Below are 21,057 nucleotides of genomic sequence, written 5' to 3' on the forward strand. Positions count from 1 at the left end.
TAGCCGGCAGCCGTGACGGTGTGGGTGCCGGGCCCAGAGGTGAGCTTGATGGGAGTTCTCCTTCGATGTCAGCCGAACGGCGGCACGGTGGGGCGGGTGTCGGGAAGCTGGCCGGTGGCGGCGATGCGGGCGTACACCCTGCCGGAGTCCTTCACGGTCAGCCGGCCGGAGGGGTAGTCCACGTGCACCAGGCCGAACCGGGGGCGGTAGCCCAGCGCCCACTCGAAGTTGTCCAGCAGCGACCAGTGCAGGTAGCCCACCACGTCCGCGCCCGCGTCGACGGCCTGGTGCACCGCCCGCAGGTGGCCGAGCAGGAAGTCGATGCGCCGCTGGTCGTGCACCAGCCCGTCGTGGGTGGGGGTGTCGCCGTACACCGCTCCGTTCTCTGTGATCATCAGCGGGACCCCGGGGTGGTCGTGGTGCAACCGGATCAGCAGGTCGCGCAGGCTGTCCGGGGCCACCTCCCAGCCCTCGTCGGTGCGGGTCACGTCACCGGAGGGCCCCACCACCCGCCACGGGAAGGGACGCCCGGGGCCCGGCTGCGCCGCGGCCATGACCCGGCGGGTGTAGTAGTTGACGCCCAGGAAGTCGCTGCGGCCACCGATCAGCTCGGCGTCGCCGGGCCGGATGATGTCGTCGAGGCCGCCCAGGGCCCGTTCGTAGTGCGCCCACATGTCCGCCGGGTAGCCGTCGCCGAGCAGCGGGTCGAGGTACCACCGGTTCACGTAGCCGTCCGAGCCCCGGGCGGCGGCGAGGTCGGCCGGGTCGTCGCTGGCCGGGTCGCACGGGAACAGACTCAGCGCGCAGCCGACCCGCGCCTGTGGCGCGCGGGCGTGGATCACGTCGGCGCCCGCGCCGTGCCCGAGCAGGACGTGGTGACCGGCCGCGACCGACGCGCGCAGGTCCCGGACGCCGGGGGCGTGCAGGCCGAGCTGGTAGCCCAGCAGCGCGATGATCCACGGCTCGTTCTGAGTGATCCACCAGTGCACCCGGTCGCCGAGCCGGTCGGCCACCGCCGCCGCGAACTCGGTGAACGCGTCCACACTGGAGCGGCCCACCCAGCCGCCGTCGGCCAGCAGCGCCTCCGGCATGTCCCAGTGGTTGAGCGTGAGGACCGGCGTCACGTCGCGGGCGAGCAGCGCGTCGACGAACCGCTCGTAGTGGTCCAGGCCGCGTGGCTCGACCCGGCCGCGACCCTGCGGCAGGATCCGGGACCAGGAGACCGAGAACCGGTACGCGCCCAGGCCGAGCCCGGCGACCAGCTCCACGTCGCGGTCCCACCGCCGGTACGAGTCGCAGGCCCGCGAGCCGTCGCCGCCGCCCTCGATGGTGCCCGGGCGCGCGGCGAAGGTGTCCCACACCGAGGGCCCCCGCCCGTCGGCGTCGAGGCTGCCCTCGATCTGGTACGCGGAGGTCGCCGCGCCCCAGAGGAAGCCGGGCGGGAAGCGGTGTGTCGTCATCGGTCACTTCCTCGAAGGTGCTGCCGGATCAGGCCGGCCGGTCGGACAGGACACGCAACAGCGCCGCCACGCCGCCGTGCGGCGAGCTGAGCACCGGTACCGCGACGTCGGCCAGCGCGGCGGCGCGGGCCATGGATGCCTGGGCCAGCACGACCACGTCCGCGCCTGCCGCGGCGTGGACGACGGCCGCCGCGACGAGGCTGTCCACGCGTTCCCGGTCGCCGCGGTCCTGCGCCTCGGCGGCGTCCGCCACCAACTCCGCGGTCACCTCCACAGGCCGGCCGGCGCCGCGGGCCGCCCGCTCGACGAGCCGTCCGGTCGGCCCGAGCGTGGACGGGAGGGTGGCGAGCACGCGGATGCGTCCCCGTGCCCCGGGGGCGGCGGCGACGGCGACCGCCTCGTCGGCCATCGCCGCGTCCACCCGTACGACCGGAACGCGCACCCGCCCGGCCGCCGCCTCCGCCGCCTCGCCGATGGAGGAGCAGGTGACCAGGACGGCGTCGACCCCGACCGACTCCAGGTGGCGCAGGTGCGCGAGCACGGTGTCCCGGACGGCCGGCGTGACGCCCTCGCGGCGTGCGGTGTCCAGCAGCCAGGCGTCGGCGACGTGGATCCGGCGGGGCGTCGCGATCGAGGCGCGCAGCAGGTCGTCGAACGTCGCGGCCAGCGCGGGAACGGTGTGCAACAGGCCGACCGTGCCCGGGTCGGCGGTCATGCCTTCCGCCACGGCGTCGCCTCCCGGTCGACCACCTCGACGAGCCGTTCGAGGCGGGGCACGGAGATCTCGGCCAGTGCCCGGTCCACGTCGGGGCGGCCCACCACGTCGCTCCACAGCGCACGGCCGGCGAGGAAGCCGCTGGCACCGCCCTGGCAGGCGGCCCTTACCGCGTCGAGGAAGTCGTCGCGGTGAACGCCCTGCGACAGCACCACCCAGGGGCCGGTGACGGCGGAGCCGAGGTCCTCGCACGCCCGCCGGAGCTCGTCCGTCGTGCCCCGGCCCTGCCGCGGCACCTGCGCCTTGTAGAGGCTGGGACGCAGCGGGGAGAGTTCCCGGGCCGCCTCGAGGATCGCCGCGTCCTGGTCCCACCGGCCGGCGGACAGTTCCTCGGGGGTGGCCCGGACCACCGGCTCCAGCACCGAGAGCACGTCGCGCTCCGCCGCCAGGCCGATGAACCGCCGGCCCAGTTCGACGCGTCGCTCGCGGTGCGCGTCGCGGCGCCAGAGCAGCAACAGCTTGATCGCCCGTACGCCGGTGAGGTCGAACTCCGGCGCGGCGACCACCTCGTCGAGCCGGGTGTCCTCGACCGGTTGGCCGGGCTCCTGGTCGAGGGCGTCGGCGGCGAGGATCAGCCCGCACCCGGCGGGCAGCAGCCCGTCGCGGCGGATCTGATCGAGGCCGGTCGTCCGGTCGATGAGGAAGCCGGAGGCCAGCGGGCCGAGCGCGCGGGCCACCGCGGTCTTGAAGGCGACCATCCCGTCGTGGTCCGGCCGGCCGGCGCCCGCCTCGGCGAACATCGTGCGCAGGCTCTCCCGCTGGTCCATCGCCACCATCGCGAACCCGCCCGCCGGCCGCGCAATGGCGTCCAGGGTGGGCTCCGCGCTTCCCGATCCCGTCATCTGAACTCTTCTCCTCGCGAATCGTCGTCAGCCGCCTCGGCATCGGTCGCGGCCGTCACGAACCTGGCGAACGGCTCGTCGTAGTCCCGCCCGGCGCCCGCGACCGCCGGTCCTGGCTGCCAGGCCAGCGCGGGGGCCCCCGGCCCGGTCCGGTGCGCCCGAACGGCGGCGACGATCGCCGCGCCCGCGGCCACCGGCTGCGCCGCCGGCACCACCCGCAGCTCGGCGGGGAGGACGTGGGCCTTGACCCGGACCCAGGCGGGGCTGGCCGCGCCGGCCCCACCCAACAGGGTCACCGCCGCATCGGCGGGCCCGCCGGCGAGCCGGGCCTGCTCGTGCAGCATCCACCGGGTCTGCAGGCACAGTCCTTCGAACATCGCGCGGGCCAGCTCGGCCGGTGTGTGCGTGGGGCGCCGCCCGAGGATCCGCAGCCGGGCCCGCGGGTCGGGCGCCGGGGCCTGCCGCCCGGACAGGTACGGCAGGACGATCACGTCGGTGGGCCGGTCGCCGCGGCTGAGCACCTGGGCGGACAGCTCGGCAGCCGGGACGCCGCCCGACTCGTGGGCCAGCCACCAGGCGATGGTGGCTCCGGCGCTCGACGAGCCGGCGAGGATCGCCCGGTGCCGGCCGGCCACCGGTACGACCGTGCTCATGCCGGCCCGGGCCACGGCCACCGGGTCGGGACAGCCGGCGACGACGGAGAGCACCGCCTCGGCCGTACCGAGCGAGTTCGCGACGTCGCCCGGCTCCCGCACCCCGCAGGCGTACGCGCCGACGGCGTGGTCGTGGCCCGCCACCACCACCGGTGTCCCGGCCCGCAGCCCGGCGTCCACGAAGGCCGGGTCCCGGACGGTGGCGGCGGACGTGCCCGGCGGCACGACGGTCGGCAGCTGCTCCGGTCGCAGGCCCACCTCGGCCAGCAGGTCGGTGTCGAAGGCCTCCGGCATCGGCTGGCCGGGGCGGGGCAACCGATACGCCATGGTCCGCCCGGCCAGCGTGTGGTCGGTCGTCAGGTGGCCGGTGAGCAGCAGGCAGACGAGGTCCGCCGCGCCCGCCCAGGACGCCATGGCCCGCCACGTGTCCGGCCGGTTGGCCCGCAGCCACGCCCAGGTGGCCAGCGGGACCTTGGCGCTGGGTCGTACCCCCGTCGCCGCGACGAGGTGCGCCCAGCCGAGGCGGCGGGACAGCTCGGCGGCCTCGGCCCCGGCCCGGTGGCCGTCCCAGCGCAGCCAGGCACCGAGTGGCGTTCCGGTCGCGTCGAGCGGCACGCCGGTCTCGGCCATCGAGGCGATGCCCACGGCGTCCGGCGCCGGCGACCCGTGCAGCACCTGGCGGAGCAGGCCGACCAGCACGCGCCGCACGGAGTCGGGCGGGGGAGTGGGGGCGGTGGCGACGGCGCGTACCCGGACCGCGGAACCGTCGATCGCCACGAGGGCCACCTTGGTGTTGGTGGTTCCCACGTCGATGCCCACGCTCAGGCAGGCCCCGTCCGAGGGGCCGCCACGCGGCGCCTCCGGCGGGTCGGCCTCGACCGCGTCGGTGGGACGCGTGGCGCCATTCACGGGGCCATTCTGTTCGGTTTCGAACGAACGGGTCAAGGTCGATGTTCGGCGATTGACAAACGGGTGTGGTCGCACTTGGATGGACCGGTGCGCTACACGCAGGCTCCCGAGCGGCGCCGCGAACTCCTGCGCCGGGCGGCCGAGGCCGGCTACGTCTCCTCGACCGACGCCGCAGCCGAGCTGGGCGTGTCGGAGATGACCATCCGCCGTGACCTGCGGCAGCTGGCCGCCCAGGGACTGGTGAACCGGGTCGCCGGTGGCGCGAGCGCCCCCGTGCCGGCGTACGGCGTCCCGTTCGAGCAGCGCAGGGATGCCGCGACGGCGGAGAAGGAAGCGGTCGGCCGGGCCGCCGTGCCGCTCGTACCGGCGGGCGCGGTGGTGGCCCTCGACGCCGGCACCACGGTCGCGGCCCTCGCCGCCCGGCTGCCCGGTGGCCTCACCGTCGTCACCCACTCGATACCGGTGATCCTGGCGTGCACCGGGCGCGAGGACCTCGAGTTGATCTCCCTCGGCGGCGCCCACCACCGCGCGACCCGCTCCTTCACCGGGCCGATCACCCGTGCCGGCCTGGAGGACCTGGCGGTGGACGTGGCCGTGCTCTCCGCGACGGCCGCCGGGCCGACGGGGGTCTACTCCGCCAACGCCGCGGACGCCGAGATCAAGCGGGCGATGGCCCGCATCGCCCGCCGGGTGGTCCTGCTGCTCGACCACGGCAAGCTGGCGGCGCACGCCCCGATGCGGTTCCTGGACCTGGCGGCGGTCGACACGGTCGTCGTCGACGCGGGGACGGATGCCGACCAGCTCGCGCTGCTGCGGGCGACCTGCCGGGAGGTGGTGGTCGCGCCGCTGGACGCCGGGACGGCCGTCCCGGCGTCCTGGCCGGCGGCGAGCGCCACCCGGGTGGCCGGACCGTGACCGGGCCCTGGCTCGGTGCCGTGGCCGACGATTTCACGGGGGCCTGCGACCTCGCGGACGCGGTGAGCGAGGCGGGTGGGTCGGCGGTCGTGGTGGTGGGCCGCCCCACGGTGCCGCCGCCCGCCAGCGACTGCGTGGTCGTGGCGCTGAAGTCCCGGACCGCCCCGCGTGACCAGGCCGTCGCGGAGTCACTCGCCGCGGCGCGGTGGCTGCTCGACGCCGGCTGCACCACCCTCTACCAGAAGTACTGCTCGACGTTCGACTCCACCGACGCGGGCAACATCGGCCCGGTGGCGGACGCCCTGGTCGACCTCATCGGCGACGCCGTCGCGGTGGGCACGCCGGCCACGCCTCGGGTGGGCCGCACGGTCTACCAGGGGCACCTCTTCGTCGGCCGGCGACTGCTCTCCGAGTCGCCGCTGCGGGACCACCCGCTCACCCCGATGCGCGACCCCGACCTCGTGCGGGTGCTCTCCCGCCAGGCCGAGGGTGAGGTTGCGCTCGTCGACCAGACTACGGTCGCCGCTGGCCCGGCCGCCGTCACCGCAGCGGTTGAGGCCGCTCGCTGTAACGGCGCCCGACACGTGATCGTCGACGCCCTCGCCGACCGGGATCTGGACACGCTGGCCATCGCTCTGCTGGCAATGCCGAACGGCGTGCTGACGGGCGGTGCCGCTGGGTTGGCGGCTGCGCTGGCACGGACATCCGGCACAGCGACGCGGACTTCGACGGCCGGAGCCTGTCGGAGCGGCGTCATCATCCCCGCGCGGACTGTACCGGTGGTGCCGGAGGGCCGGCAGCTGATCCTCTCTGGCAGCTGTTCTGAGCGGACCCGTGAACAGGTGGATGAGTTCCCTGGGCCTCGGCTGACGCTGTCCCCAGTCGACCTTGACATCGGCTTCGCCGAGACGGTTGACGCCGTGGCCGCTGCGGTGGCCGGGGCATACCGGAACACGAGCGGACCCGTTCTGGTCACCTCCTCGTCTGGTCCAGAGCACGTCGCGCGGTACGAATCCCGGCTCGGCCCGGGACGAGCCGCCGCACTACTGGAGGCGGCGACCGCACAGATAGCCCGTCACGCGGTGGACACCCTCGGGGTCCGCCGCCTGCTGGTGGCCGGCGGCGAGACGTCGGGAGCGGTGGTCCGGGCACTCAAGCTCGGCACACTGCGGGTGGGACCGACGGCCGGCCCGGGCCTGCCGTGGATGGTTGCCGAGGGCAGCCCCACGCTCGCCCTGTTGCTCAAGTCGGGGAATTTCGGCGAACCGGACCTGTTCACCACCGCCTGGCGGCACTGCCCCTGAGGACCAGCCGCAGTCGTCGCTGTCGCGAGACGGCTATCGGCCCCTCAGCGGTAGGCGATAGCCGGGTCTCCGATGTGACTCTGTCCGGCGCGACGGCCGGTGTCGATCCGGCCGCTGTGGACGGTGGGTAATCCAGACCAGTTACAGGATGCGTTCAGCGATCGATTGCTACCGTTCTCCCGCCGACGCTTGAAGGGGAGATCGGTGACGACCCTTTCGTCGGCACCAGACCCCGGCCCTCGGCCGCGACGTCACCCCGGCCCGGCGCTCCCGGCCACCGCCCTGCTGCTGCTCCCGGTGCTGGTGGCCGCCGGCGCGGTCGTCGTGTACCGGGCGACCGGCCGGTTCTGGGGCGACCTCGCGGCCTACCGGGCGGGCGCGCTGGCGCGCCTCGCCGACGTGCGTGCCGTCTGGCTGCCGGTGGCGGCGCTGACAGCGGTGGCCGGGATCGTCGTCGCGGCCCGCTGCGCCCGCGCCGGAGACGAGCTGCGCGGCCCGCTGGCCTGCGCGACGACGGGCGTGTTCGTTCGCCGGTCTCCTGGCACCACCACTGGGTCTGGTGCCGGTCCTGGCTGGCACCGGCGCGCTCTGGCTCGCGTTCACCGTCGCGCACCTGGCGCTCAGTGGGCGCTGGTGGCTCTGGCTCGCGGTGGACGCCGTGCCGCCGCTCTTCTTTCTCCTGGCGCCCCTGGCGCTGGGGGCCGGCGCGGCGGCGGTCCGGCGGCGGCGCCGCACGGTGGCGCTGCTCGCCGCCGCCGCGTTGCTGCTCGGCGCGGGGCAGAGCGGCGTCAACGTCCGCCGGTGGCAGGGCGGGGACGGCCCGGCCCCGCCCGACGCCCTGCGCGTGTTCGTCTGGAATTACTGGGACGAGGGGAGGCGAGACCGAGGCGCTGTACCGGTCGCTGCGCGACGCGGACGCCGACGTCTACCTGTTGCAGGAATACTGGTACGAGAAGAGCGCCGGACCGACGCCGGCCACGCTCGACCGGCTGCGCGCCGAGTTCCCCGGCTTCCAGGTCGTGGTCGCCGGCGAGCTGGTCACCCGTCTCCCGCCTGCCGGTGCTGCGGCAGGTGCCGCTGGAGCCGGCCGGCCTGCCGCCGGCGGTGGCGGGAGCCGGCGACCAGTGGCGCTACAAGACCCTCCGCACCGACCTGGACCTCGGCGGCGGCCGCGTGCTGTCGGCGTACAACCTGCATCTGCCCGTGCAGCTCTCGCCCGAGCACGGCCCGTTCGACGGAGACTTCTACCGGGTGCTGCGCGAGCAGCACGCCCAGCGGGAACCGCAGTGGCGGGCGCTGGCCCGTGACGTGGGGTCCAACCCCCATCCGGTGCTGCTCGCCGGGGACCTGAACACCAGCCCGGCGATGGGTGACCTGCGCAAGCTGCCCGACGGCCTGCGCGACGCCGGTCACGCGATGCCGTCGCTCTACCCGGCCCGTGCGCAGACACCCGCCGGCCGGGATCGCTCGCCGGGCCCGGCCGCCGGTTCCGGTCCTCCTGACGCGGTCAGAGCCCGGCCGCGGCGTCATACCGGCGACGCAGGTCTGCCATTTCCGGCCCGGTCAGCGCCTCCTCGCGCGCCTGCTCCACGTACTTCTGCGGGAACATCTCGCGCAACCGGTCGACGAACGCGACATCGGCGCTCGCCTCGACCGTCCGAATGCCGGGGGGCTCGATGGACATGTCCATGATCACTGGACTGACGAGCTTGACGGCCCAGTCCCACGGACGCTTCTGCTCGGCGATCCCGCAGAGGCGGAAGCCGTAGACCGTTCGCACGTCGGCGAGGGCGGTGGCTTCCGCCGGCTCGTGACCGTAGACGCGGACTCCGCAGATCACCGCCGGTTTCGCCCGGCCCTCGGTGGCGGCCGGTGCGTCATGTCCAGCGTGGTGGTGTTGCCCCGGGTCCACCTGTTCGAGCGTGCTCCGCATTCGGGCCATGATCCGTGTCCGCAGATCCGTCGGCTCGGCTTCCGATCCGGCCGAGTTGGTCAGTACGACCGCGCCGGCCGTCAAGGTCAGGATCGCTGCCACCCACACGAATCGATTTCGGTACCATCCCGCGAAACTCTGCCGGGAGAACATGCTCACCTCTTGTCTGGTCGCCGTTTCCGGTGCCCTGGCAGACGGCCCGGATGCCTCCGGCCGGTCGGATCTCCGGCGTCGGCTGTGGTGGGACACGTACGGCGGGGACGGTTGCCCAGGGGTGTGCCCGTCGTACGTGGAGACGGCCCGACGAGGCGGCGCGCGAGGGCCGGTGAGACCGGCGCGCTACCGGCGCTGCTGCTCCCGTGCTGCCGTTCCCAGCGCGGTTGCCCCCGCGCTGCGGCGATGTGAGCCATTGCAACACGACCCGCACCGCTCCGGCAACATCGACGATGCTCATCGTCGTGCCGGTCCGGTCGGCCGGCGTCCGCGTCCGATCCCCGTGCGCCTCAGGGGGCCATTGATCCATGACAGTGGCCGGACAGGTAGGCAGTTCGGTTCGCTGCGGCTGACTGTCGGTAGATATCCGTTGTTTTCTCGGTCGAGGCCAAGGTTTCGTCCCGGCGTCCCAGCCCGGACACGCGCTCCGAGGTTGTGCAACGACGCGGCGAGGTCAGGCAGGTCGTCGGCCGCGTACCGACTCCAGGTGCCGCCGGCGTTGGTGACCTGCCGGGTGCGGTTGTCGGGTGGAAGCCGAGGGCGTCGGCGACGACCGGGGCCGGTGCTTGCAGGACGAGCTGACGTAGGGCTGCGCTGCGGGCTTCCTTGATGGGGAAATCGAGGTTTGGAGCCGTTTGCGCAGTGTCTGGTAGGCGACGAACTGCCTGGCCACTCCGTCAGCGGCAGAGCGGGGCAGTTTGTCCGGGACGGTGTCCGTAGGGCTTCTTCCGCCTGGGATTGACGGCTGGCGTGTCGACGCCGTCAGCGAAGCTCGCCTTCCAGTAGGCCCATTGTGTATGTGTCGTGCCACCGGCCGTCGCGACGGAAGGTCTGACGTAGCCTGCCCTCCTCGACAAAACCCACCTTCTCGTAGACGCGATAGGCGGCCTCGTTGTCGGCTACGACGGTCAGTGTGACCTTGTGAAGTCGCATCTTCGCGAACCCGTACCGGCACGCTGTCCGCACCGTGTCGGTGGCGAATCCCCTGCCCCAGTAGTCCTTCTCTCCGAGGTGGATGTCCAGCACGGCTATTCCTGACTCCGGCTTGGCGCCATCCAGTTGGACCAGCTCACTCGCATCGCTTCTTGCGGATGCACCGGTCGTTCATCGCGGTGGCACCCGGTGGTCGGCGCGGACCGCGCGAACGCGGCGCCGCACCCCGACCGGTTGATCAGCAGAAACGGTCGACGGTGACCGGTATCAGTCCCTGCGCGCGCATATGTGTGGTCAGCCCTCGTAGCAGGAACCCGACCGTCTCGTCCCGGCTTCCGGCCAGCTCGCAGGTCACATCGAGGCACCAGGCGCTGCCGGCGCCGATGCGGCGCAGATCCCAGGTGAAGACGTCGCCGCGAGTGCGGTGTCCGGCGGTTCCGACGACCCGGGTGCCCGGATCGGTGACGTCGCCCGTCGCCGACATCTGCCAGGACGCGCACAGGGCCGCCAGGCCGTCCGGGGACAATTCGTTGGCGAACAGGATGCGATAGACGCGCGTCTCGTGAAAGCCGGGCCTGGCCTCGGGCGTACTCAGCCGCAGCGCGCCTGGCATTCTGGCCGCTGGCCGGTCGATGAAGTGGGCGCGAAGGGTGGCCTCGGACGGCAGTTCGTCCCCGCAGGTTTCCCGGTAGATCGCGGCTGCGGTGGCCCGGTCGACCGGCATGACCCGTCGTCGCAGGCCGGCATCGGCGCGAATGCGTTGACTGGTGACCGAGGCGTCACACCACCGACGGTCCAACACAGTCCACCCGGTGCTGACGAGTCCCACGGCCGAGTGATCCTCGGCGAGCAGGAACTCCTCGGCGAGGATGCCTTCGAGCTCCGCCGGCTTACCGCCGCTCACGGGCACGGCGTAGAGCAGGTAGTAGTCCAGCAGCGGTGGCGAACCATGGTGGCCGAGCGCAGCCGAGAGGGGTGAGAACAGGTGCGGGCCCGACAAGGTGGTCACCCGCGCATTATTCGGCATGTCCGCTGGCAACCGATGCGTGACTCACCGAAGCTGAGCTCCCGGCCGGACGCGGCAACAATTCTTTCGACTGTTGCCGCCGTTGCCATATCGCTGAGCCGGTGGGATGCGCTGCGGCGGTGGCCGACATTTCTCTTTGAGCGTGTTTGAGAAGGCCGCATGTGGCTCGCTGTCGCTGAGGATGGTCTGACGCCGCGCCTGGGCGCGGTTCCTCGCACGACTTACGCGGCTATGCGGCTGCGACTGCCTGCCGCAGAGATCTCGGCGACCGGTCGACGCGATGATCTCCGGGGCCGCGTCGGGCTGCTGCGCGGTGGCGGCGAGGACGGTCAGGAAGCCTCGTCCAGGATGACCCGCCAACGGGCAGGGTCCACGCTGTGGCCCGCGGTCACCGCACGATCTTCGGCTGTCCTCACAAACCATCGATGATCAACGCGGTGGCCATCCTCATGCCCACGCCAGGGCGAACGCCGAAGCCAAGTGACGTCGGAGTGCTAGGCAGTGTGGCGCGGATGTCTGCGCGTCGTGGCTACCCCTCGGACCTGACGGATGCCCAGTGGGCGCTGAGCGAGCCGCTGCTGCGGGAGCCGAGCACCGATGGCCGGCGGGAGAAGCACCCGCGGCGAGACATCGTGGACGCGATCCTGTACTTGGTTCGTACCGCCGGTTGCTGAGGCTGGCGGTCGCGGCGCCGGCGGCCGGTCGCCCGAGCCCGGGTCGCCGGCCCGGTGGGGCGGTCGTGGGCGCCGCACCGGTCGGGGCGACGGGGATTGTGTCGACCTTCACCGATAGGTAACGTAGCGCATCGATATGGCTACCCACTGCTGTCGTCGGAGGTGGTCCATGTGACACGTGCCGTGGAGGCGGAACTGCCCCTCTGGCCGCCGGTAAATCCCACCCGAGGTCCGTTCACCCCGTTGGACGAAACCGAACGAGACCGCTACGTCGGCCCGGTCAGGCGGGTGCGGCTGCCCACCGGGGCTCCCGCCTGGCTGGTCACCCGGCACGCCGACGTCCGCCAACTGCTGCGCCACCCCGCCTTCAGCTCCGACTTCCGCCGCTCCGGCTTTCCGTTGCTGCGCCCGCTGCCGCCGCAGGCGGCCGAGGACGGCAGGGGCTCGTTCATCCAGATGGACGGCGGCGAACACTCCCGCCTGCGGAGGATGCTCACCGCCGAATTCATGATCAAAAACGTCCGCCGGATCGAGCCGCTGATCCAGCGCACCGTCGACGAGGCGCTCGACGTCCTGGCTGCCGCCGGGCCTCCGGCCGACCTGGTGTCGTCCTTCGCCCTGCCGCTGCCGTCCATGGTGATCTGTCACCTGCTCGGCGTCCCCTATGCCGACCACGACTTCTTCCAGACCCGCAGCCGCACCCTGCTCGACCGTGAGATGCCGCCGGCGCGGGTCCAGCGCGACTTCGAGGAGCTGCGTGACTACATCCGGGCGCTCGTCGACGCCAAGCGGGCCCGGCCCGAAGGGGCGGACGACCTGCTCAGCCGGCTGATCCGGGAACGGGTCGAGCCGGGGGAGCTCGATGTGGACGAACTGGTCGGGATGGCGCTGCTGCTGCTCATCGCCGGCCACGAGACCACCGCCAACATGATCGGGCTGAGTGTCCTGCGGCTGACCCGGGACCCGGGGCAGTACGCGATCCTGCGTGACGAGCCCGACCGGGCGGCGGAGCTGGTGGAGGAGTTGCTGCGCTACCTGAGCATCGTGCGGTCCGGCCTGCTCCGGGTGGCCACCGAGGACGTCACGATCGGTGGTCGGCTGATCCGGGCCGGTGAGGGCGCGGTCGTGGTGATCTCCCTGGCCAACCGGGACGCCGACGTCTTCGACGAGCCCGACCGGTTCGATCCGTACCGGCAGGCGCACCAGCAGGTGGCCTTCGGGTTCGGGGTGCACCAGTGCATCGGGCAGCCTCTCGCCCGGGCCGAGCTACGGATCGCGCTGGTGGCGCTGGCTCGCCGCTTTCCCGGCCTTCAGGTGACGGCCGCGCCCGAGGAGTTGAGCACCCGGGACAGCTCGGTCGTCTTCGGACTCGACGCTCTGCCGGTGACCTGGTGACCGCCGGCGGCCGGCCCGTCGGCGAGGAGGCGACGGTGCGGGTGGAGGTCGACCGGGACGCCTGCTGCGGGTCGGGCAACTGCGTGCTCGCCGCGCCGGAGGTCTTCGCGCAGGACGACTCCGACGGGCTGGTGCTGCTGCGGGCCGCCACGCCGCCGGCGGGGAGCGGCGAGCGGGTCCGTCGCGCCGCCGATCTCTGCCCGGCCGGGGCCATCCGGGTCGTCTGAGGCCACCGGAGCCTGCGCTCGTCGACCTTTGAGGGCGCCGACCTCGGGGGCGTCCGTCACCCTTGCCAGGCGTACGCCGGGCGACGCTGACGGCCGACGCTCCGCTCACCTCACCGAGGTTCCCCGGCCGGCGTCGTCGTGTGCGACCGGAGCATCGCCCGGGCCAGGCTCGCCCGGTTCGACACGCCGAGCTTGCGGTAGATCCGGCCCAGGTGGGTGTCGACCGTACGGACGCTCAGGAAGAGCCCGTGTGCGACCTCCACGCTTGTCATACCGCGGCTCACCAGATCGGCGATCTGCCGTTCACGCTCGGTCAGCACGGCCAGCGGGTCGCCACCCCTGGTTGACGTGTCGGGGACGAGACGGCTCTGCTGTCGGCGAACCCGATCGACCAGACGGGCCGAACCGCACTGTTCGGCGAGCGCGGCGGCCCGTCCGAGCCAGGCGCGGGCATCGTCGGTGCGGCCGGCGTCGACCAGCACGGTTCCCGCCGCCGCCATCGTCCGGCACAGGTCCAGGTCCAGTCCCCGACCGGCGAAGCATTCGACTGCCTGCTCCGCGTCGGCCAGCGCCGGGCTGGTTTCCCCGCGTGCGGCGTACAGCCGCATGCGGGCGCGCATCAGGAAGCCCTGACGGCTGACGGAGAGGTTGCGCACCGAGGCCTCGGCCAGGTCGACCCACCGGCTCGCGTCACGCGTGTCACCCATCCGCAGCGCGGCCGTGGACAGCGCCTCGTACCACCGGGACCGGTTCGGCGGGGCGATCCGTGGCATCTCCGGGCCGCCGAGAGCGTCGAGTATCAGCCGACGCCCGCGTTCCGGCTCCGCCACCTTGATCAGCAGGTCCGCCAGGAGACAGGGCACGATCGCATCCTCGGCCGGCCCCTGGTCCCGGACCAGGGCGAGGGCCTGATCGCCCAGGGCGATCACCGCGGCGGCCTCTCGGTCGGAGTCCTGCCAGTACCGTACGAGCGCGAGAAGCGCGGCGACCGAAGCCCGGGCCGTCGACGTGCCTTCCGGTTCGAGCAGTTCCGCAGCCTCCTCCAGGGTGCGGCCGGCCCGGTCGAGCAGTCCACGTTGCAACTCCACCGCCCCCAGCGAGGTCAGGATGGCGGGAAGGATGAAACGTTGTCCGGTTCGGCGGGCCTCGTCGGCGCCCCGGGACAGGTGCCGTTGTGCCTCGGTGAACCGGTGCAGGGCGTCCTCCGTCGCGCCCACCAGGTAGAGGGCCGGCAGGTTGGTGACGACGCTGCTGTCCGGCGTGGTGTCCACCAGATCGGCCGCGATGTCGGCGGCCCGGTCCGCGGCGTCGCTGTCCGCGGCGAGCAGGTGCGCCATCGCCATCTGGGCGACGGCGGCCGCCTCCCCGAGCCGGTCCCCGTGCTGCCGGGCGATGGTGGCGGCCTCGCGGGCGTTCAGGCGGGCGGCTTCCTGATCGAGCCGGTCGAGGGCGAGTGCCGCCAGTTCCGTGTGCATGGCCACGGCCGTGGAGGGAGCGGAGGGATGGGTGCCCCGCAGCGCGGCCAGCCCCTCCCGGATCAGAACCGACGCCTCGGCGTGCCGGCCCTGGATCCGGCGTACCCGGACGGCGACTGCCATGGTCGAGGAGAAGTCCCCACCCGGTATGCGGACCGCCCGGGGTAGGAAGGTGTGCACCAGTTGCTGCACGTCGCATCGACCGCCGCGCAGCAACTGGGCCCGCAGGGCCAGCACCTGCGCTTCGTACCAGCGGTCGTCGCCCTCGGGCAGCACTTGTAGCGCGGACTCCAACCACTCCAGGGCATCGGCCGGTGCGTCGTGCATGGTGCTCCGCGCCGCGTCGATCAGAACGGGCAACTGCTCGGGACGGCCCGTGTCGAGGGCCCGGGCGATGTGGTGGGCGCGCTGGATGACCGGAGCGCCGCGAGCCAGCAGTTCGGTCTCCACGCGCCGGTGGGCGGCGAGGCGTTGGCTGGGGCCGATCTGCGCGTAGACGAACCGACGGACGACGTCGTGCCGGAACGCGAAGCGCGGCAGCAACTGCACCGGGCGCATCAGGTCCAGCTCGGTGAGGGTGTCCAGGGCGGACAGTGTCTCCGTGACGTCCAGTTCGGCGACCGCGGCGAGCAGTTCCGCCGAACCGGGGGTACGCAGCACGGCGGCTGCCTGGGCGACCCGCAGTTCGCGGTCGGCGAGTTCGGCCAGCTCGCCGAGCAGGATCAGGTGCGCGTCGGTCATGGCCTCCGTGTCTGCGGCGGCCAGCAGTTGCAGGTAGAGGGGGTTGCCGTCACCCTCGGCGTGCAGCCGGGTCAGGTCCGGCCGGTCACCGAGCAGCTCGCGGGTCTGGCCGAGGTCCAGTGGACCTAGTCGGTGCTGGGTGAGCTGGCCGCGTGCGGCCGCCCGGGACAGCACCGCCGCCGCCCCACGGGACAGTTGTCGGTCCCGGTAGGCGAGGACCAGCAGCACCGGCGCGGTGGTGGTCAGTTCGATCAGCAGCTGCATCTGGTCCCGGTGCGCCGTGTCGAGCAGGTGCACGTCGTCGAGCAGGACAAGGGTGGGTTCCGTTCCCACCACGACCGGCGGACCGGTGCCCGTCCGGCCGGTGGCGGCGACCACCGTGAGGGTGTGCGCCCTGCCCTGCGCCGCGAGGGCGGAGATCAAAGTGGTCTTGCCGATTCCCGGTTCTCCGGCGAGGGCGACGGCTGCGCCGGTTCCCGCGTGCAGGTCGTCGAGCTGACGACGGAGTGCGGCGAATTCCGTCCGGGGCAGCGGGTGACCGGTCGTCCGACCGGATTTCCGTCGAGTTCTTACGAGCCGGTCGGCCGGGCTGGGCGTCATCGGACGATGTCGCGGGACGGCCGCTGGCTGTGGCTGCGGGTGCGCGACCGCAACCCCAGTGTGATCAGATAAGGCCGTTTACCTGGCATTAGGGATCCTTAGGGGGAAGATCCTCTTTGGGGATGTCGAGTACACAAGGCGGACGCTTCGTAGTCAACAGCTCACCGCACTCTTCGATCCGGCCAGATCTCGAGTTGATCGGTCCAGGTGTAGTTTCCCGGCGGAGGAAGGATTGCCGTCGATCTAGGGCTGGGGTAGAAAGGCGGCGGGCAGTTGATTTTCAGCCGGGCGACAAGCGTGCCCGCCGCCGTCCGGAGCTGGTCGAGGCTGGTAGAGCCGCGGTCCCAGGCGGCAGTCCACAGGGCTCCGGCAGGGCTCCCGAATCGTGCACGTTGACGACGGTCAGCTCGGACACCATCCGGAGAAGTACGCAGCCGGCACCTGCCACCGAGTACGTAACCGGATCCGTAGTTGTGCGGACGCCTCCCACGGCCACGGCTGCGAGTGTCGGCGGACACGCCGTCACCGTCCTCCACCAGGAAGCGGTCACGGGGGAGAGGAGACAGGATGATCGGGACCACGGTCGGCGGGACGCCGGCGCCGGGCGTACGCCGGGTCGGGCCTGTCACCCAAGCGCCCGAGGTCACCGTGGCGCCGTACGCGGTGGTGCGGGTCGCCGGTGTCACCCTCCCGGAGCCGTCGGCCGTGACCGAGGAGTTCCGGGGTGTCGCCGCCCGCCTGCTGGAGCTGACCGCACGCGCCGAGCGAATGGCCGCGGCGCTCGCCGACGTGCTGCACGAGCAGGTCGTCCGGGCCTCTTCCGACCAGCGTCGGGTGCTGCTGGCCCTGCGCCGCGACGTGCACAACGGGCGCAGCCCGTCGGTGGCGTCGCGTACCCGGCTGGCCGGCTGGACCGACCACCTGCCCGGCCTGGCGTCCTGGCTCGGCCTCCGCGACGACATCGACCGGCACACCGCGGAACTCGACGCCCTTCTCGCGCCGGCGCTCGCCGCCGACCGGGTCGCCCTGGCCGAGCTGTGCCGCACCGAGGAGTTGTCCCGGGCCGTCGCGCTGACCAGCGTGGACCTGCTGCGGGCGCTGCGCCGGGCGGCCGAGCAGGGCCCGGCACCCGACGACCGGGCACGCAAGTCGGAGGCCACCGTGCTCCGGTACGCGATGCGGGCGGCCACCAGGACCGTGCCGCTGTCCTGGTTCACCCGGGTGGGCTGGGGCCGCTGGGACGGGCCGGTGCCGGACCCGACCGGCTCCCCGGAGGTGGTGGCTGTCGCCAACGCCGACCGGGCCACTCTGTCCGCCCTCGTCCACGCCGTGCTCCGGCACCCCGACCGTCGCGGCGATCTGCCCCACACGCTGGCGCCCGGCCTGTGGGTGGACGGGGCGGTGATCCGGCTGCGTCGCCAGACTCAGGCCCCCGACGCGCCACCCGGGGTGCAACGGGAGGAGGCGCTGACGCTGCCGCTGACCCGGGCGCTGCGGCACCTGCTGGATCTGCTGGAGCCCGGCAGGGTGGCGACGCCGCACCAGCTCGCGACGGAACTGGCCACCCGGCTGCCCCGTCCGGCGCCGCAGGCGTCCGCGGCGGCTCGGGCGTACCTGCACGCGCTCGTCGAACAGGGCGTCCTCCGCCCCGCGTACCCGGTGGACCCGCAGGCCGTCGACGGCCTCGCCGCCGTCGCCGACTGGCTGGCCGGGATCGGCCTGGCCGACGTGGCCGTGTCGCTGCGGGAGATCGATGCCAGGACCACCGCGTTCGCCGGTCTCGACGCGACCGAACGGCCGGCGGCCCTGGCCGGGCTACGCTCCCGCTGGGACGCGGCCTTCGCCCTGCTCGGCGCGGACCGCACGGGTCGTCCGCAACCCCTCACCGAGGACGTGACCCTGGTCCGCCCGGTGGGCCTCGGCCGGGCCCACGGCCGGGACCACCGGGGCACCCTCGCCGCGCTGACCCCGCTCTTCGAACTATTCGACCAGCACGCGGTGGTCCGCCGCCTGGCCCGGGACCGCTTCGTCGCCCGCTACGGCGTGGGCGGCCGCTGCGCGTCGCCGACGGAGTTCGCCGAGGAGTACGCCGCGGTCTGGCAGGCGACGCACCTGGTCGGCGTCGACGGCACCCTGGACCCGACGCTCGACCTCGCCCCCGGTGACGAGCTGCGCGAACTGGCCCGGCTCCGGGCCGACCTGGTGGCCGCCGTCACGACCGACGACGACGGGAACCTGACCGTCCCCGACGAGCTGCCCGACGACGTCGCCCCCAGGCTGCCCCGTTGGCTCACCAGCCGACCCGGCTCGTACGCGGTCTTCGGACAGTCCTGCCACGACGGCGCGTCGTTCTGTGTCAATCACGTGTACGGCGGCTGGGGCCGGTTCACCAGCCGCTTCCTGCGGCAGCTCCCCCCGGAGGCCGAAACGGCCGTCGCCGCCCAGCTCCGGCGCCACCTCGGCGCACGGGTGGCGCAGCTCCGCCCGGTCAACGGGTTCAACGGCAACCTGCATCCGCTGCTCGTCGGCGACGAGATCGCCGACGACCGCCGCCACGGAACCCTGGTCCCGGACGACCTGCACCTGGTCCACGACGTCGCCACCGATCAGGTCCGCCTGGTGGTCACCGCCACCGGTGAACCGTTGGACGTGGTCTATCTCGGGTTCCTGGTGCCGGTGATGCTGCCGGAGCGCCTGACCAGCATGCTCACCGACGTGGGCACGGGATCGGTCGGACTGGGCGGGGCCATGGCGGGCCGACAGCTCCGCCGCACCCCGGTCGGCCCGGTCTGGTGCCGGCCCCGGCTGCGGTACCGGGAGGTGGTCCTCTCCCGGGCGGACTGGCGGCTCTCCGCGGACATCGTCGCCGCCTGGCGGGCCGAGCTGGACGCCCGGCCCGCTGAGGTGGGACGCACCGCCGTGCGCTGGCGACACCTGCTCGGCCTGCCCGAGCACGTCTTCGTCAGCGCCGCCGCCGTCGGGGGCGCGAAGGGGTTGACGGCGTTCATGTCCTACCTGGAACAGCCCCGTTCCCAGTACGTCGACCTCGCAAGCCCGCTGCACCTGCGTTGCCTGTCCCGGACCCTGGCCCGCTACCCGGACGGCGTCGTCCTGGAGGAGGCACTGCCCGCTCCCCGTCCCGGGCAGCCGGCGACGGAGGTCGTGATCGAGCTGTACCGTACGGGCACCGATGGGTGAGCCCCGGTCGACGGCCGCCGCCGACGTCGTCCTGCCGCGCCGGCTTCCGACCTGTCCGGAGGAGTTCCCATGCCCGTGACCGCCGCCCCCGTCCACCCCGGGCGGGGCTCCTTCCACAGCCTGCACTGCTATCTGCACTGGAGTGCGGAACACGTCGACGACTTCATCACCGGCACACTCACACCGCTCATGGAGGGACTGCGTCGGAACGGGACGATCGCCGACTGGTTCTTCATCCGCTACTTCGACGACGGTCCACACCTGAGGGTGCGGGCGCGGGGCGCCGAGGCGCACGAGCACCGCCGGTGGCAGGAACAGTTGGTGGCCGCGGCCCGGGCCGCCGACCATCCGCTGCTCGACCTCGGCACCGCCAGCCGTCCGGGGTGGCCGGGGCACGCACAGGCCCGGCAGGTCGACTACGAGCCGGAGACCGAGCGGTACGGCGGCCCGGCCGCGCTGCCGGTGGCGGAGGCGGTGTTCGGCACCTCCAGCCGGATCGCCGCCGAGGTGGTCGCGCGTACCCCGGGACCCGGCCAGCGGATGGTGGCGGCCACCGACCTGGTCCTCGCCACCCTGATCGCCCTCGACCTGGACATGCTCGCCGCGGCCCGATGGCTGCGCCGCAGCGCGACCGCCTGGCGGTGGCACCCGGAGAGCACCACGCTGACCGCGGGCACTGTGCAGGGGCCGGCGCTCGCCGCAGCCACCACGCAGGCCCGCTCGGTGGTACGGCGCTGGCACGAGATCACCGCCTCCGCGGCGGACGGCTCCCGGATCCGGGACCGGTGGGCCGCCCAGGTGCGCGCCGCCCGCGCCCAGCTGGAGAGCTCTGCCGGCGGCGTCGACCGGTGGGCCGGGGTGTGGGCGTCCCAACTGCACATGCTGCTCAACCGGTTGGGCATCCTGCCCGACGAGGAGCGCTCCCTCTACCACTTCCTCGCCGCCGCGTTGCTGGCGCCGGACGGCCCCACCGACTTCTTCGCCGACGGCACCGCCAGCCCCGACCGGCGGTACCTGGCGGCCAGCAGCTACGCCCCGGGCCGGATCGAGTGGCAGCGGCCGCGGACGTCGGGCCGGACGCGGCACGGCGACCGGCGACGCTCCGGTCCGCCCCTGGCCCTTCCCCCCGCCGCACCCGTGACGGCCGCGCTCGGCGACGCGCTCACCGCGCGGGCCAGCGGACGCGGCACGCTCTGCGGCCCGATGGACGCCGCGCACCTGGCCACTCTGCTGTGGACCGCCAGCGGGGCGAGTGATCGGGCCGACAGGCCCGGGGCCCGCCGACCCTACCCGAGCGCCGGCGCCAAGTACGCGGTCCGGCTGCGCGTGCTGGCCCGGGACGTGGCCGGCGTCCCGGCCCACCAGTACGACGTGGACGCCGAGTCCCGGCTCCTGCTGCCCACCGGCCCGGTGCCCACCGACGCCGAGCTGGCCACCGCGTCGATGTGGTTCAGGGCCGGACCGGCGACGCAGTCGGAGGACACCCCGGCCAGCCAGGAACGGATCGATCTGTCGGCGCTACCGGCGCTGCTCGGGGTCTACGTCGACCTGCCCGTGCTGCGGGCCACCTACGGCCTCCGGGCGCTGCGCTTCGGCATGCTCGAGGCCGGTCACCTGGCCCAGAACCTGGCCCTCACGGCAGCGGCGACGGGACTCGGGCTGGGCATGGTCGGTGGGTTCTACGACGACATCGCCCACGAACTGCTCCTCCTCGACGGCGTCGACGAGGTTCTCGCCTACCTGCTTCCGGTCGGCCGGCCCGCCGGGTGACCCCTGGCGGTCG

The 21,057-nt window shown here is 73.3% G+C and carries 15 protein-coding genes and 1 pseudogene; 7 read left to right on the forward strand and 9 right to left on the reverse strand.

Going from position 1 to position 21,057, the window contains the following annotated elements:
* Positions 1 to 68 precede the first annotated feature (68 nt).
* From ABZ573_RS23860 to ABZ573_RS23875, 4 genes are read right to left on the reverse strand one after another with little or no spacing between them, the layout of a single operon-like run.
* Complete coding sequence (locus ABZ573_RS23860; protein WP_358121065.1) at positions 69 to 1,460, reverse strand: GH1 family beta-glucosidase; 1,392 nt, start codon at positions 1,458 to 1,460, stop codon at positions 69 to 71.
* Between the two features lie 28 nt (positions 1,461 to 1,488).
* Positions 1,489 to 2,187, reverse strand: a complete 699-nt coding sequence (locus ABZ573_RS23865) for an aspartate/glutamate racemase family protein (RefSeq protein ID WP_358121068.1) — start codon at positions 2,185 to 2,187, stop codon at positions 1,489 to 1,491.
* On the reverse strand, positions 2,172 to 3,077 hold the full coding sequence (locus tag ABZ573_RS23870; RefSeq protein ID WP_358121071.1) for a hypothetical protein: 906 nt from the start codon (positions 3,075 to 3,077) through the stop codon (positions 2,172 to 2,174). The genes ABZ573_RS23865 and ABZ573_RS23870 overlap by 16 nt, the downstream gene beginning before the upstream one ends.
* Positions 3,074 to 4,639 (reverse strand): FGGY family carbohydrate kinase, encoded by a 1,566-nt coding sequence (locus ABZ573_RS23875; RefSeq protein WP_358121074.1) that lies wholly within the window; start codon positions 4,637 to 4,639, stop codon positions 3,074 to 3,076. The genes ABZ573_RS23870 and ABZ573_RS23875 overlap by 4 nt, the downstream gene beginning before the upstream one ends.
* Positions 4,640 to 4,726: 87 nt before the next feature.
* On the opposite strand from ABZ573_RS23875, the gene ABZ573_RS23880 reads away from it, so the two are divergent.
* A complete protein-coding gene (locus ABZ573_RS23880) occupies positions 4,727 to 5,554 on the forward strand; it encodes a DeoR/GlpR family DNA-binding transcription regulator (RefSeq protein ID WP_358121077.1) in 828 nt (275 codons plus the stop codon).
* Between the two features lie 20 nt (positions 5,555 to 5,574).
* Positions 5,575 to 6,858 (forward strand): 3-oxo-tetronate kinase, encoded by a 1,284-nt coding sequence (gene otnK, locus ABZ573_RS23885; RefSeq protein ID WP_358121080.1) that lies wholly within the window; start codon positions 5,575 to 5,577, stop codon positions 6,856 to 6,858.
* Positions 6,859 to 7,896: 1,038 nt separating this feature from the next.
* Here the strand turns inward: otnK and ABZ573_RS23890 are convergent.
* The 4 genes from ABZ573_RS23890 to ABZ573_RS23905 form a co-directional block, all read right to left on the reverse strand.
* Entirely contained in the window at positions 7,897 to 8,184 is a 288-nt protein-coding gene (locus ABZ573_RS23890; protein ID WP_151453028.1) for a hypothetical protein, read from the reverse strand.
* 181 nt (positions 8,185 to 8,365) lie between these two features.
* Positions 8,366 to 8,944 (reverse strand): hypothetical protein, encoded by a 579-nt coding sequence (locus ABZ573_RS23895; protein WP_358121084.1) that lies wholly within the window; start codon positions 8,942 to 8,944, stop codon positions 8,366 to 8,368.
* 822 nt (positions 8,945 to 9,766) lie between these two features.
* Positions 9,767 to 10,072, reverse strand: coding sequence for a GNAT family protein (locus ABZ573_RS23900; RefSeq protein ID WP_358121128.1), 306 nt, complete (start codon positions 10,070 to 10,072; stop codon positions 9,767 to 9,769).
* Positions 10,073 to 10,175: 103 nt separating this feature from the next.
* On the reverse strand, positions 10,176 to 10,946 hold the full coding sequence (locus ABZ573_RS23905) for a hypothetical protein (RefSeq protein ID WP_358121087.1): 771 nt from the start codon (positions 10,944 to 10,946) through the stop codon (positions 10,176 to 10,178).
* A gap of 530 nt (positions 10,947 to 11,476) precedes the next feature.
* Here ABZ573_RS23905 and ABZ573_RS23910 point away from each other — a divergent pair.
* The 3 genes and pseudogenes from ABZ573_RS23910 to ABZ573_RS23920 form a co-directional block, all read left to right on the forward strand.
* Positions 11,477 to 11,635 (forward strand): annotated as a pseudogene (locus ABZ573_RS23910) (transposase); the annotation flags it as partial.
* Between the two features lie 174 nt (positions 11,636 to 11,809).
* Positions 11,810 to 13,033, forward strand: a complete 1,224-nt coding sequence (locus ABZ573_RS23915) for a cytochrome P450 (RefSeq protein WP_358121090.1) — start codon at positions 11,810 to 11,812, stop codon at positions 13,031 to 13,033.
* Entirely contained in the window at positions 13,030 to 13,260 is a 231-nt protein-coding gene (locus ABZ573_RS23920) for a ferredoxin (RefSeq protein WP_358121093.1), read from the forward strand. The genes ABZ573_RS23915 and ABZ573_RS23920 overlap by 4 nt, the downstream gene beginning before the upstream one ends.
* Positions 13,261 to 13,370: 110 nt before the next feature.
* On the opposite strand, the gene ABZ573_RS23925 is transcribed toward ABZ573_RS23920, so the two are convergent.
* Positions 13,371 to 16,076 (reverse strand): LuxR C-terminal-related transcriptional regulator, encoded by a 2,706-nt coding sequence (locus ABZ573_RS23925; protein ID WP_358121096.1) that lies wholly within the window; start codon positions 16,074 to 16,076, stop codon positions 13,371 to 13,373.
* Between the two features lie 567 nt (positions 16,077 to 16,643).
* Here ABZ573_RS23925 and ABZ573_RS23930 point away from each other — a divergent pair.
* Both ABZ573_RS23930 and ABZ573_RS23935 read left to right on the forward strand, forming a co-directional pair.
* Positions 16,644 to 19,274, forward strand: a complete 2,631-nt coding sequence (locus ABZ573_RS23930; RefSeq protein WP_358121099.1) for a lantibiotic dehydratase — start codon at positions 16,644 to 16,646, stop codon at positions 19,272 to 19,274.
* 69 nt (positions 19,275 to 19,343) lie between these two features.
* Positions 19,344 to 21,044, forward strand: coding sequence for a thiopeptide-type bacteriocin biosynthesis protein (locus tag ABZ573_RS23935; RefSeq protein WP_358121101.1), 1,701 nt, complete (start codon positions 19,344 to 19,346; stop codon positions 21,042 to 21,044).
* Positions 21,045 to 21,057: the final 13 nt, after the last annotated feature.

The sequence above is a fragment of the Micromonospora sp. NPDC007220 genome, assembly GCF_040634035.1.
Classification (GTDB): Bacteria; Actinomycetota; Actinomycetes; order Mycobacteriales; family Micromonosporaceae; genus Micromonospora; species Micromonospora reichwaldensis.

Coding starts and splice junctions, on each gene's coding strand:
- ABZ573_RS23890 (WP_151453028.1), bottom strand. CDS start 8,184: ATGGGGGTTGGACCCCACGTCACGGGCCAGCGCCCGCCACTGCGGTTC.
- ABZ573_RS23860 (WP_358121065.1), bottom strand. CDS start 1,460: ATGACGACACACCGCTTCCCGCCCGGCTTCCTCTGGGGCGCGGCGACC.
- ABZ573_RS23870 (WP_358121071.1), bottom strand. CDS start 3,077: ATGACGGGATCGGGAAGCGCGGAGCCCACCCTGGACGCCATTGCGCGG.
- ABZ573_RS23925 (WP_358121096.1), bottom strand. CDS start 16,076: ATGACGCCCAGCCCGGCCGACCGGCTCGTAAGAACTCGACGGAAATCC.
- ABZ573_RS23935 (WP_358121101.1), top strand. CDS start 19,344: ATGCCCGTGACCGCCGCCCCCGTCCACCCCGGGCGGGGCTCCTTCCAC.
- ABZ573_RS23930 (WP_358121099.1), top strand. CDS start 16,644: ATGATCGGGACCACGGTCGGCGGGACGCCGGCGCCGGGCGTACGCCGG.
- ABZ573_RS23895 (WP_358121084.1), bottom strand. CDS start 8,944: ATGTTCTCCCGGCAGAGTTTCGCGGGATGGTACCGAAATCGATTCGTG.